Origin of the sequence: Neobacillus sp. YX16 (assembly GCF_030123505.1) — a bacterium.
Taxonomy (GTDB): Bacteria; Bacillota; Bacilli; order Bacillales; family Cytobacillaceae; genus Neobacillus.
Genome location: NZ_CP126115.1, coordinates 3,299,805 through 3,312,075 on the forward strand (window position 1 = coordinate 3,299,805; position 12,271 = coordinate 3,312,075).

At 36.2% G+C, this 12,271-nt stretch carries 13 protein-coding genes and 1 tRNA gene; 9 read left to right on the forward strand and 5 right to left on the reverse strand.

Going from position 1 to position 12,271, the window contains the following annotated elements:
- Positions 1 to 6 precede the first annotated feature (6 nt).
- The 3 genes from QNH48_RS15940 to QNH48_RS15950 all read left to right on the forward strand — a co-directional run bounded on the left by QNH48_RS15940 (position 7) and on the right by QNH48_RS15950 (position 4,171).
- Positions 7 to 1,734 (forward strand): aromatic amino acid hydroxylase, encoded by a 1,728-nt coding sequence (locus QNH48_RS15940; RefSeq protein WP_283951059.1) that lies wholly within the window; start codon positions 7 to 9, stop codon positions 1,732 to 1,734.
- 243 nt (positions 1,735 to 1,977) lie between these two features.
- Positions 1,978 to 2,889: a CBASS cGAMP-activated phospholipase gene (locus QNH48_RS15945; RefSeq protein WP_283951060.1), complete on the forward strand. Its 912-nt coding sequence runs from the start codon at positions 1,978 to 1,980 to the stop codon at positions 2,887 to 2,889.
- A gap of 100 nt (positions 2,890 to 2,989) precedes the next feature.
- Complete coding sequence (locus QNH48_RS15950) at positions 2,990 to 4,171, forward strand: DHH family phosphoesterase (protein WP_283951061.1); 1,182 nt, start codon at positions 2,990 to 2,992, stop codon at positions 4,169 to 4,171.
- A 49-nt stretch (positions 4,172 to 4,220) separates the two neighbouring features.
- Here QNH48_RS15950 and QNH48_RS15955 read toward each other — a convergent pair whose 3' ends face one another.
- Positions 4,221 to 4,586 (reverse strand): carboxymuconolactone decarboxylase family protein, encoded by a 366-nt coding sequence (locus QNH48_RS15955; RefSeq protein WP_179595590.1) that lies wholly within the window; start codon positions 4,584 to 4,586, stop codon positions 4,221 to 4,223.
- Between the two features lie 75 nt (positions 4,587 to 4,661).
- Positions 4,662 to 5,501, reverse strand: coding sequence for a DUF2935 domain-containing protein (locus tag QNH48_RS15960; protein ID WP_283951062.1), 840 nt, complete (start codon positions 5,499 to 5,501; stop codon positions 4,662 to 4,664).
- Positions 5,502 to 5,620: 119 nt separating this feature from the next.
- Between QNH48_RS15960 and QNH48_RS15965 the strand changes: the two genes are divergently transcribed.
- The 3 genes from QNH48_RS15965 to QNH48_RS15975 are packed head-to-tail and all read left to right on the forward strand — an operon-like array spanning position 5,621 to position 9,247.
- Positions 5,621 to 7,066, forward strand: a complete 1,446-nt coding sequence (locus tag QNH48_RS15965) for a spore germination protein (RefSeq protein ID WP_283951063.1) — start codon at positions 5,621 to 5,623, stop codon at positions 7,064 to 7,066.
- A gap of 11 nt (positions 7,067 to 7,077) precedes the next feature.
- Positions 7,078 to 8,157 carry a GerAB/ArcD/ProY family transporter gene (locus tag QNH48_RS15970; RefSeq protein ID WP_283951064.1) on the forward strand — a complete coding sequence of 360 codons (1,080 nt, stop codon included), beginning with the start codon at positions 7,078 to 7,080 and terminating at the stop codon, positions 8,155 to 8,157.
- Complete coding sequence (locus QNH48_RS15975; protein WP_283951065.1) at positions 8,150 to 9,247, forward strand: Ger(x)C family spore germination protein; 1,098 nt, start codon at positions 8,150 to 8,152, stop codon at positions 9,245 to 9,247. Before QNH48_RS15970 ends, QNH48_RS15975 begins: the two co-directional genes overlap by 8 nt.
- Positions 9,248 to 9,279: 32 nt before the next feature.
- Here QNH48_RS15975 and QNH48_RS15980 read toward each other — a convergent pair whose 3' ends face one another.
- Positions 9,280 to 9,540 carry a DUF2533 family protein gene (locus QNH48_RS15980; protein ID WP_283951066.1) on the reverse strand — a complete coding sequence of 87 codons (261 nt, stop codon included), beginning with the start codon at positions 9,538 to 9,540 and terminating at the stop codon, positions 9,280 to 9,282.
- Between the two features lie 137 nt (positions 9,541 to 9,677).
- Here QNH48_RS15980 and QNH48_RS15985 point away from each other — a divergent pair, with 137 nt between their 5' ends.
- Together QNH48_RS15985 and QNH48_RS15990 are read left to right on the forward strand one after the other, a co-directional pair.
- The gene (locus tag QNH48_RS15985; RefSeq protein ID WP_283951067.1) at positions 9,678 to 9,962 is read left to right on the forward strand and encodes a DUF3219 family protein; all 285 of its coding nucleotides are present in this window, start codon (positions 9,678 to 9,680) and stop codon (positions 9,960 to 9,962) included.
- 20 nt (positions 9,963 to 9,982) lie between these two features.
- On the forward strand, positions 9,983 to 10,978 hold the full coding sequence (locus tag QNH48_RS15990; protein WP_283951068.1) for an LLM class flavin-dependent oxidoreductase: 996 nt from the start codon (positions 9,983 to 9,985) through the stop codon (positions 10,976 to 10,978).
- A gap of 97 nt (positions 10,979 to 11,075) precedes the next feature.
- Here QNH48_RS15990 and QNH48_RS15995 read toward each other — a convergent pair.
- Positions 11,076 to 11,160, reverse strand: a tRNA-OTHER gene (locus tag QNH48_RS15995).
- A 29-nt stretch (positions 11,161 to 11,189) separates the two neighbouring features.
- Complete coding sequence (locus tag QNH48_RS16000; protein WP_283951069.1) at positions 11,190 to 11,489, reverse strand: protein YxiS; 300 nt, start codon at positions 11,487 to 11,489, stop codon at positions 11,190 to 11,192.
- Between the two features lie 477 nt (positions 11,490 to 11,966).
- Between QNH48_RS16000 and QNH48_RS16005 the strand changes: the two genes are divergently transcribed.
- Positions 11,967 to 12,230 (forward strand): metal-sensitive transcriptional regulator, encoded by a 264-nt coding sequence (locus QNH48_RS16005; protein ID WP_283951070.1) that lies wholly within the window; start codon positions 11,967 to 11,969, stop codon positions 12,228 to 12,230.
- The last annotated feature ends 41 nt before the right edge of the window (positions 12,231 to 12,271 follow it).

The following is a 12,271-nucleotide window of genomic DNA, read 5'->3' on the forward strand; positions in this document are numbered from 1 at the left end:
TTCTATATGGGGAAAGCAAGGAAAATACCAAGACACTTACAGAAATATGTGGTTGACCAGCAATATGAAAAATACACACCCATTGATCATGCTGTGTGGCGTTATGTGATGAGACAAAACCATAACTATTTAAAAGATACTGCACATCAAGCGTATGTTGGCGGGTTAAAGTCTTCTGGGATATCCGTTGAGAAAATTCCGAATGTTACAGACATGAACAAAGCGTTAGAGCCCTTCGGCTGGGGAGCAGCAAATATTGATGGTTTTATACCAGGCGTTATCTTTTTCGACTTTCAAGCACATGGTATCCTGCCGATTGCCTCTGACATTCGTAAACTAGAAAACATTCAATATACACCGGCACCCGATATCATCCATGAAGCGGCTGGTCATGCACCGATCCTTTGTGAAGATAAATTCTCAGAGTATGTAAAGTTATTTGGTCAAATTGGATCTAAAGCGTTGGCTACAAGTGAGGAACATGAATTATTTGAAGCTGTTCGGACCTATTCAAATTTGTTAGAAAGCGGAAAAGCAACAAAAGCAGAAATCGATGCAGCCAAAGCAAATTTTGAAAAAAAACAAGCACAGGTAACCGAATTATCAGAAGCTGAACAGATATCACGTTTATATTGGTGGACGGTTGAATACGGCCTAATTGGCAGTGTCGACCAACCTCAAATTTATGGTGCAGGATTGTTATCTTCTGTATCTGAGGGAAGAAGTAGTTTAACAGATTCCGTTCAGAAAATTCCTTTCGACCTGCAAACTGTCATTGAAACTGGCTTTGATATTACCAAACCACAGCCACAGCTTTTTGTATGTGATAACTTTGATCAATTAATACATGCTGTGAATGAATTTTCGGAAACCATGGCCTTTAAAGTTGGAGGAACTCGGGGCTTAGACAAAGCACTTCGTTCGAATCATACCGCAACGATTGAATATAGCTCGGGACTACAGCTGACGGGCACTTTACGAAATATCTTAAAGGATGAAAATGGTGAAGCGATTTACATCCAAACAGAGGGTCCCTCAGCATTGGCATTTGACAATACTGAATTAAGCGGACACGGAAAAACGACACACCAGGATGGCTTTGGTGCTCCAATTGGGCGAATCGTAAACCTGATAAAACCTCTTGAGAAGCTTACGGATGCAGAGCTTAAAGAAATTGGAATGGAGATTGGTAAAGTTTGTACCCTTGAATATGAAAGTGGAGTTAAGGTAGTGGGAACTCCAATACAATGGATTCAAAAAGAAGACAATCTCCTACTCATCTCTTTTAGAGATTGTACGGTTACATTTGCAGATCAAAATTTATTCCAACCCGAATGGGGTACGTACGATTTGGCGGTTGGAGAGAAAATCTCTTCTGTTTTTGCAGGAGCAGCGGATTCAGAGCAATTTTATGCAGATTTGGAGGAAGTAGAGACGAAACCGCTGGCTAAAAGAGAATTATCTCAGTTGGAACAATTGTATGGGAAAGTTAGAAATATCCGTGAAAATGCTGATCCTGACATTGAAGTTGTTTTAACAGAAGTGATTGAAAAATTAACAACAGATTATAAGGAAGATTGGTTATTAAGGATTGAGGTAATGGAGTTGTTGGAGAAAAATAATCTGTTCCCGGATAAGCAGTTAATGCTCAAAAAACAGCTTGAAGAGATAAAGCTCTTACACGACGAATTCCCTGTATTAATCGAAAGAGGTCTTTTGTTAGCTATGTCATGAACTAATAAAGGTTAACAACATTCCGCCCATTGAATATATTTGTTAAGAGTGAATCGATGGGCGGTAATTCTGTGGAAGATGGGGAGCTGGATTCAAGCTGTCGGATCAGTGATTTCAGCGATTGCCCAAACAAAGGAAACAATTAATGCTAGCAAAGAGGAAAAATAAAAGATTACACGTGATAAGCGGAGTGAAGGAAGGGCAAACTGTAGTAAAAAGAAGGTTAAATTTAGGTGAAATGTAATGAAATTACTATGTATAGATGGTGGTGGAATTCGAGGTATTTTTGCCATAGCCATTTTACAAGCATTGGAAGAAGAAGTGGGCCATCCTGTTGGTAAACTGTTCGATGTAGTGGCTGGTACAAGTACTGGGGCAATAATCGCCGCTTCTGTTTCGCTAAATAAAGACATGAAGGAAGTAAATGAAAGTTACAAGTACTATGGTGAAAAGATTTTTACTAGACAGGCAAAGGTTGGGCTTTTTAAAAGTGTCTATAGTGACCGATCACTCAGACACCTTTTAAAAAAAGCATTTGGTGAAGTGGAAATGAAGGATATACACAAACCGCTTCTTATTCCAGCAGTGGACATTACCCATGGGAAACCATTTATTCACCGCTCGAACTATGGTCATCCTGAAAGTGAAGATTTATCTATAAAACTTTGGGATGCTGTCCTATCATCCTGCTCAGCACCTGTTTATTTTCCTCCAAACAAAATAGGTGATCAATATTTATCCATTGATGGCGGACTTTGGGCGAATAATCCTTCGTTGGTTTGCATGACAGAGGCCATTCATTTTTTCAATAAAAGTATGGAAGAAATCAACATCCTATCAATTGGCACAGGACTGCAGAACATAGATTTTACAAACTCCAAGGAAAAGTACTGGGGAATTAATCAATGGCTTCCATTTCATTTTCCTTCCATGAAAGTAACCCCCAAACTCCTGGATTTAGCTCTTCATCTATCTTCGGAATCAGTTTCTTATCATTGTCAGCTCCTGCTTAAGGATCAATATCTGCGTATCAATGAGGAGTTAGGTGAAGAAGTGCCGTTTGACGAAGTAAAGTATATGCACGTACTAAGTGAATTAGGAAGAAGTGTTTTTCAAAAGCAGAAAGATCAAATCCTCGCATTTATTGAAAAATAACCAACAAAACTCGGTACTTTTAGAAGTACGGGTTTTTTTGTTTGGTGTTATACGATAATTTCCACCCTTTCATACCATACTATTTCATGAGGTGAAGACCATGTTTAAACTGTTGTCTCATAATGATTTAGATGGTGTTGGGTGTGGGATTTTAGCGAAACTAGCATTTGGAGAGGATATAAAGGTTCGTTACAATTCCATCTCTGGTTTAAATCGAGAGGTAGAATGGTTTTTTGAAAACGATGATAAAAATACTTTTTTGATTATTACCGATTTGTCTGTAAGTGAAAAAAATGAACAGAGGATTAATGAGTTTTATCAAGAAGGCGGGAAAGTACAACTGATTGATCATCATAAAACGGCACTCCATTACAATGACTATCCCTGGGGGCATGTGGTTGTTGAGGACGAGGAAGGCAAATTAACTTCAGCAACCTCCCTTTTGTATGACTACCTTATTTCTCATCAGCACATCGAAGCGACAGACGCTATGACGGAATTTGTCGAGTTAGTTAGACAATATGATACGTGGGAATGGGAGAAAAATGATAATCAAGATGCACAACGTCTGAATGCGTTATTTTTTCTCGTTTCCATGGACGAATTTGAAGAAAAAATGATTTCCCGTCTTCAGATAAGTGAACATTTTCAATTTGACGAGTTTGAAAAGAAAATATTAGATATGGAAGAAGATAAAATTGACCGCTATATCCGCAGGAAAAGGAGGGAGCTGGTTCAGACTGAAATAGATGGACTATTTGCAGGTGTAGTCTATGCTGAGTCCTATCACTCAGAGCTAGGGAATGAATTAGGTAAAGAATACCCTCATTTGGATTACATCGCGATATTAAATATTGGCGGAAAACGAATGGGGTTCCGAACCATACACAATCATATCGATGTTTCCGCTGTGGCAGGGCAATACGGAGGAGGCGGTCATGCAAAGGCATCGGGATGCTCATTAACTGAAGAAGCCTATAAAAACTTTGTGACTGAAACCTTTCATTTGGAATCCGTTCCCGAAGATGCAAGACGAAATCGATATAACCTAAAAGGCTCCTCTTTTGGCACTTTGTATAAAAACAGAAGGGAAGATATTTACCTCCTATATCAGGTAAATGACCAAGAGTGGGGAATTGAACGCAATCATAATAGATTAGAGCAAACCTTTGCTAATTTTGACGACGGTGAAAGTTACTTAAAAAGAAATTATGAAGTCTGGCTAGTTAAAGATGATGATTTTGTTAAGTACCTAATGAAAGAAGTAAGAGAAAATAGATAATAAAAAACCCGTTAAGGAACATTTGTTCTGTGACGGGTTTTTTTAAGTATTATTGTTTCAGTTGATTTAAATCCTCGATGCATTCTTGAACAAGTGTAACCGCCTGACTCATGGCTGCTCCGCCGCCAAATGCCGCCGTTACTCCTACAGCTTCTAGAATCTCTTGTTCAGAACATCCTTGATCAAGACATCCTTTTGTATGGTAGATGATACAATATTCATCCTGAGTATACAGGCTAATGCCTAATGCAATTAATTGTTTTTCGCGCTGTGATAAAGCACCTTCCTTAAAGCATTCTTCTGTAAAGGCATTGAAATGCTTAGCGAATTCAGGCATTTTCTGTGTAAATACTCCTAAGCCTGATTTATACTCATGAAGCGCTGCTTCAGTACTATTCCTAGCTTCAAATTCCATTCTTTCGTCAACTCCATTTCTAATTATCATCAATCCAAAATTAGTATGAGCAAACAAAGAATGGATTAACCAACATTAATAGTTGTTGTGATAGTTTTTAAAATAGGATGTTAAAGAACAAGGGGGTCTTTCCATTTCAGGCACAAAGGCACTAAGTTTCGTTAAAAAATAACAGGACTCAGGAAAATGGTGTTCTAAGAACCGAAGCGTTGTTGCATTTAAAACTTCTTTTCCTTTATATAGGGTAATGACGTTCTCCACTATTTGGTTAAATGCAAGGACAGTGCTGCTAACTTCACGTGCAAAGGCAATTTGTAAAGGAAAGTGAGGAGGCATAAACCGTAAATACCCTTTTATCGCATCATTTTTTAAAATATGTGCAGAAAAAAGTTTACTCAGAGTGTTCACTTTTTCATGAAGGATCAGCTCAATACCATCAAGAGCTCGATTTAATAATGCAGCATGGCCAATCTGATCTTCTAACCATAAGTCCAATAAATCTACTAACGGCAAGGGAGCATAATCAGTTCCATTCATATAGTACTGGAGAATCCTTAAATATTCTCCGTTTTCATTCAATGTCCCATTAAAATAGGTTGGGGTAATGTTGATGAGAATTTTATTATTTAATTGTAGGTTAAGGAGCTTTCCTTCAAACCGGTAATAATCATAGGAAACCTGAGCGGAAAACTTAGAAAATTCAACCAAATCCTGAGAATTTACATTACTAGCTTTGGGAATTTGCTCAAGTCGATTCCTTACTTCAGTGAATTTACCAATAAAAGCCACCGCTTCTCCCACAAGGTTTACCTCAACTGGCGATAAATAATCCCTAACAAAAATGGCATGATCTAAAAGTATATTTACCCAAAAATAATGCTCTTCCCAAGGAGTAAATGGATTTAAGTTTTTCACCGATAACCTCCCGTATTTAAGTTCTATATTCCTTATATAAGTTATTAGGATAATTTCTAATAAATGAATAAATTACCATTGTTAGCAAAAAATAAAAGAAAAAGATGGGGCGGATGCGAATGCGTAAAGATCGCAATCGCTTTTTGAAGGATATCAAACTACAAAAAGTAAAAAAAAATTTTGATGCGCAAATAGAACCAAATTTGGCTGGAGAATCAATTTTACAGCAATTTATAAGCGATTTTAATATTAGTTCTGATTTAAGTGTCACAGAGTTTCCACACCTAACAGTAAAAATATATTACTTTAGCTATCTAATTAATAAAGATCACTATGAACAATTTTTATCAAACATTAGAAATATCACTCCAGAAGAATTACAGTCATTTTTAAACCATTCAGAGTTTAAAGTATTGTCAAATATGGATGGTATTGAAGAAGCCATATTATCTGGCAGTGGTATTTTATTCACAGAAAAACGAGCATATGAGCTGCCTTTTAAAGAGGGTATGGGCCGTTCAATTTCTCCATCTGAAACTGAAACGGTCATACTAGGTGCGCATGATGCTTTTGTTGAATCGATTGATGTGAATTTATCACTTATTCGCAAAAGAGTGATGAGTTCACAACTTAAGGCAATCAAATTGCATGTGGGAAATAAGGCAAAAAGGACTGTTTATTTACTTTATATCGATGGTGTAGCATCCGAGAAGGATATTGAAGAAATTAAAAAACGAATTCTTTCCATAAAAAACGATGCGATTGTAGATACGAATATGCTCGTTCAATTTATTGATGAACATCCCAATTCACCCTTTCCACAATTTTATACAACAGAGAGACCAGACGTCATTGCATATAAATTGTTTGATGGAAAAGTTGTAGGGTTAATGGATAACAGTCCATTCGCATTTTGCACACCAGTCAGTTTTTTTGATTTTATGGAATCGATGGATGATTTCGGGCAAAGATGGATTGTCAGTACATTTATCAAAGTAACGCGGTATATTGCCATTTTAGTTACCTTGTTGTTTACTGCCTTATATGTAGCCGTTACAACCTATCACTACGAAATGATTCCGCAGGCATTACTGCCGACATTGCTGGAGTCACGAAGTAAAGTGCCGTTCCCACCTGTGATTGAGGCGCTTTTTTTAGAATTCTTGTTAGAGCTGTTGAGAGAAGCAGGGGCAAGGCTGCCAACAAAAGTTGGACAGACAATCGGTATTGTTGGCGGTATTGTAATTGGGCAGGCCGCTGTGCAGGCAGGGATTACCAGCAATATCCTAATTATTGTGGTAGCAGCTTCTGCCATTGCGTCATTTGTTGTACCTAGTTATTTATTAAGTGCATCGATTAGAATAGTACGTTTTGGGTTTATTATCATTTCTGGATTTTGGGGTAATCTGGGGATTATTTTTGGAATGGGAATCTTGATTATTCATTTAAGCAGCCTGACCAATTTAAATTCTCCCTATCTATTGCCAATATCGCCTATGTATCCTAAGTTCTTTAAATACTCACTAATAAGGGGTCCATTTAAGAAAAAAGCCGAAAGGGGATGATGATAATTCGAATGAAAGAAATGTTATCACCCTTTCAAGCTTCTATTTTGATCTATTTAATCCAATCTGGTGTTACTTTATTTTCTTTGCCCCGGCTTGTTGCCGAAGCTTTTGGAACAAACGGCTGGATTGGACTTATCATCATCTCTTTTATTGTAAATATTAATCTGGTTCTTATTTGGTTTGTATATAAAATAAGTAAAGGGAAGTCCATTTTTGAAATCCTTGCCATTTTTCCTAAATGGATTACACTTCCATTTTGTTTATTCATTGCCGTGGTGTGGATGCTGTTAGGAATAATGGTCATGGTTAAGTTTACAATGATCATAAAAGTATTGTTCTACCAAAACGTGTCCCTTTTTTACTTACTCACAATGTTTTATATATTAACGTATTTGTTGTTAAAAAAAGATCTTTATCAAATCGCAAAATCAACGGTTGTAATATTTTATTTTACCGTTTGGACTGTTTTTTTATTAGCTTTCCATCTTCCAGAATTTAGCTTTATCCGGCTTACTCCGTTTATTTTTAAAGGCGAAACGGATATATTGAATGGGGGGCTTTCTATTTATACAGCCCTTTTAGGTTATGAACTGTCCATTTTATTTATCCACATGATAGAGAGAAAACAATTAATATCTCTACTAGCAGGGAATTCCATTACTTCACTGATTTATTTTGGGGTGACATTTGTCAGTTTTGGATTTTTTAGTTTTGAACAGTTGCTAAAAGAAATGTACCCAGTGATAACACTTTTGGGGTTTATATCTATTCCAGTCCTTGAACGTGTAGAAAATTTTACTTTTTCTATTTTCGGATTAAAGGTGCTTGTGACGACCGTCATGTACCTATGGGGTTCTAAAGAGTTATTACAGTATCAGTTCAAAAGGATAAGACCCAATTTTCTTTTAATTGGCATACTGTTAATAAGCTTTTTCTTATCCTTTATTCCAAAGGTTATTAAAGAAGTAGAAAAATGGTTAACGTATATAACCTATGCTGCTACTGTAATTGCCTTTCTTTTACCGATATTTTTATTAGTAATCATTCTATTTACGAAAAAAATGAATAGGAAGCCAGCCAATGAATAAGTTATTTGGAATCTTAATCATATTTTTACTGACTGGTTGTGCCGAACAACGAATAATTGATGATTTAGCGATGGTGAACGCAATAGGCTATGACCTCACGGATAACGAGACTAACCCAATAAAAGTAACGGTTACCTTTCCTATCATAACAAAAGATGGAAATTACGATCGAAAAACGATCATAGTGGAAGGGAAATCAAGTAAAGCTGCTAAGGAAAAAGTACGATTAAAGACTAATTTTAAATTAGAAAGTGGACAAATGCGTGTTTCCTTATTTGGCCAGGAATTAGCCGAACAAGGAATGTTACCCTATCTACATTCTTTAGTTCGGGATGCAAGTATAGGTACAAGAGTAATGTTGGCTTTAGCTGAAGACGATGCAAGTGATATTTTACTGCTGCAAATAAAAAATGAAGGGCAAAATGCTACCTATCTAGAGCAGTTTTTAACAAAGTTGAATAGAGAAAATGTTAGAACGAATTATAATATGTATCAATTTCTTCGAGACTACTATGATGACGGAATAGATCCAATCCTGCCCGTTTTTAAAGTTGAGAAAAATAATATTGTCTATAATGGCATTGGTTTATTTCATGAAGATAAACTAGTAGAAGTCCTGAAACCTTCCGAGGCCCGTTATCTTTTCCTTTTTCGTGAAGAGATGAACAAAGGTGTTTTCATCGAACAAATGGATGTAGGGGAGAAAGAAAAAGTCTCTATCATGCTCTCCTACCAACTAAAGGATCACCAAATTAAGGTTCAATCAACAGCTAATCATCAAAAAAAAGCATCTATTCATATCGAATTAATAGGTGATGTTATTGAATATTCAGGCAAAGAGGATGTTTCAGATCCAAAAGTACAAAAAAAGATTGAAAATATCATTACGAAGAAAATTAATCAGGAAGGTAAGAATCTTATATTAAAATTGCAGAAACTCCAAGTAGACCCAATTGGTATTAATCGATATGTACGAAATTCAATGAATTACAATGAATGGAAAGCATTAAATAAGTATCAAGCCTACCAGGATTTGAACATAAATGTCGAGGCAAATGTTATCTTAAACAGTTCCGGAAAGTGGAAGTAGGGAGATAAAAAATAATCCACCAAGAGAGTGGATTATTTTTTATTTAAAGAGTTTACATATTCGTGAACCATCTCAACGGTAACATTTTTTCGAAGTGAAATGATTCGTAAATTAATTCTGTTCATTTTATTTGTTACTTCATTTATTTTATCAGTGGTAAAAGGCTTTCCTTGTTTACATAATTCAACGGCTTCTTCAATATATTGTTCACGCAGCTCATCCAAAGCTTGAAACTCTTGGTAACTTTGATTTTGGTTTTGCGCATGTTTAATTAAGTCTTTATGTACACTCATGATTTCACTCCTCGAAAGTTGACTAATTTCATCATAACATACTTCAAAAGGCAGGAGGCACTGGAATTAATCTAGATTTTTGTTTTTTTACAATTCAAATGCTACTATTTTATTATATGAAAAGGAGATGTATCTATATGGTGAATGAGATTATCTTAGATGAAACAGCCATTAAAGTTTACAAGTATGAAGAAGAGAAGGTAGGTACATTATATAAAATTACAGTCGATTTTAAAGTAACAAGTGAGGAATATCATGATATCACAACACTATTGTACAAAGGTACTTTTGATGTGAAAGTTCCTGAGAGAGATCTATCTCTAAGGGCAAGCATCTATCAGTACTCTACTTCCTTTACAAATTTATATATTAAAGGACAAGTTGGAGATTTTAAGTTAGTTTTGATTGAAGTAAAAGTATAGAGAGGAGGGATGGTATAGATATGAAGTTAAGCATTTTGGATCAAGCCCCCATTTCCTCAAATCAGTCGCCACGAGAGGCATTACAAGAATCTCTGAAGTTAGCCCAAGCCGGAGAAAACTTAGGATACACGAGGTATTGGATAGCAGAACATCATGACCTGCCAGGACTCGCTTGTTCTGCTCCTGAGGTGATGTTAGGTTATATCGGATCAAATACAAAAAAGATTCGAATAGGCTCTGGCGCAGTGTTATTACCACATTATAAACCATACAAAGTTGCAGAAGTATACAATATGCTTGCTACTCTATTTCCTAATCGAATTGATGTGGGGATTGGCCGGGCTCCTGGTGGGTCTGCAGAAGCAACAAATGCCTTATCGGATAACTTTTTACAGCAAGTGTGGAATATGCCAAACTCTGTTCAAGATTTATTATACTTTCTAGACAATGATATACCTACTGAACATCACCATGCGAGAGTGTCGGCTTCTCCAATTCCTTTAATTCCACCGATCCCATGGTTGCTTGGCACTAGTAAAAAAAGTGCAATACTTGCTGCAGAAAAAGGACTAGCATATGCGTTTGGACAGTTTATGAGTGATCAAGATGGCGGAGCTATTATCAAACAATATAAAGATCACTTTAAACCCAGGAAGCATAATGAATCACCACAAGTTATCGTGACTGTTACAGCAATTTGTGCAGAAACGTCTGAAAAGGCAGATGAAATAGCTCTAAGCTCACTAGTGTGGGGTTTACAGAGGAAAAGAGGAGAGGAAACTCATGGGGTGCCAGATATCCAGGATGCGAAGGACTATCTTCGAAATGAAAAAGATGGTCTGCTAGACGATATGAAAAAAGGTATGATTATCGGCAATCCTCAAGAGGTAAAAAAGGCTTTCCTAACACTACAAGACCAATATAATGCGGATGAAATAATGATTGTAACCATTACACACTCACCGTTAGACAAAATCCAATCCTATAGATTGATTGCAGAGGAAATATTAAAATAACATGAACCGTCAGAAGGCGTCGCAATCGAAGAAAAAGAGGATAAATTGATTTAGTAGTAGGTAGGGAAATTATAAGGGAAAAACTAGCAAGTTACACAGGGCCTGGTGGGACTCGAACCCACAAAAAACGTAACAGTTTACGAATGAAACTGCAAGTTGCTCTAACTTTGAGCTACAGGCCCTGCAGTTATTTTGGTTTTAAAACGAATTTTTATTCATTCATTCTAGCAATTTCCTCTGTCACAACAAATGCAAGATCATCATTTCCAAATAAAGATAAAACCCCAAGAAGTGTTTCGTCTCCAATTTCTCCAGCCTCATCTTTAGGTACCACTAACTCCATAGCTTCTTTTAAGGCGATATTTGAAGACTGATTAGGGTAGGCACGCAAATATAATTCCTCAGGATTTAAATCATGATTGATGCACCATTGAGCAAACACGAGGATCATCATTTTTTCCTCGCCTTGATAATTTTGAATGATTTTTTCTTCTAACTCTTTATTATTCATTAAAAAATCTCCTTTATTAACAACATAATTGTATTATATAGGAAATCTGCGTTGTACAGGAAGGATAAGTGACGTATTCTGTGCAAAAGAGAAGTTTTCAGATATGAATAACATGTGAACATCATAGGAATAGTCTTTACAAATTTACTAGGGGCTATATAATACCCAGGGGCAGCACCAATCTCCTTTAAATTAATATTTGATAAAGAGTCAGTAAAAATATTTGGTGTCATGCATTAATAAAAACACGCTTGACTTTATACCTATAGGGGTATATTATAGTACTCGTCGGCATTATTGATTCTTAAGAGAGGTCCAAATGTTCTACCTAATTATTTCAATAATAGTTATAACATTTGTTTTATATAAAAGATATTTCCCGGTTTTTGGTGTAGGTTGGATACCATTGAATGACCTAAAACTGGACAATATAAAGATTATTGACCTTAGGGACCAATTACTAAAGGAGGAATACGAATGGATTACAATGATCAAATGAAAAATAGAGTAAAACGTATTGAAGGACAATTACGAGGTATTTTGCGAATGATGGAGGAAAATAAGGATTGTAAAGAAGTGATTACTCAGTTATCTGCAGCTAGAACAGGTATTGATCGAACCATTGGAGTTATTGTGAGCTCTAATTTGGTTAAGTGTGTGCAGGAAGCAAATGAATTAGATGGTAGAAGTACGGAAGAGGTAATTCAAGACGCCGTAAACTTACTTGTAAAAAGCCGGTAAAAATAAAAGGGTTGACACCCTCTTTTATTTTCAATACTATT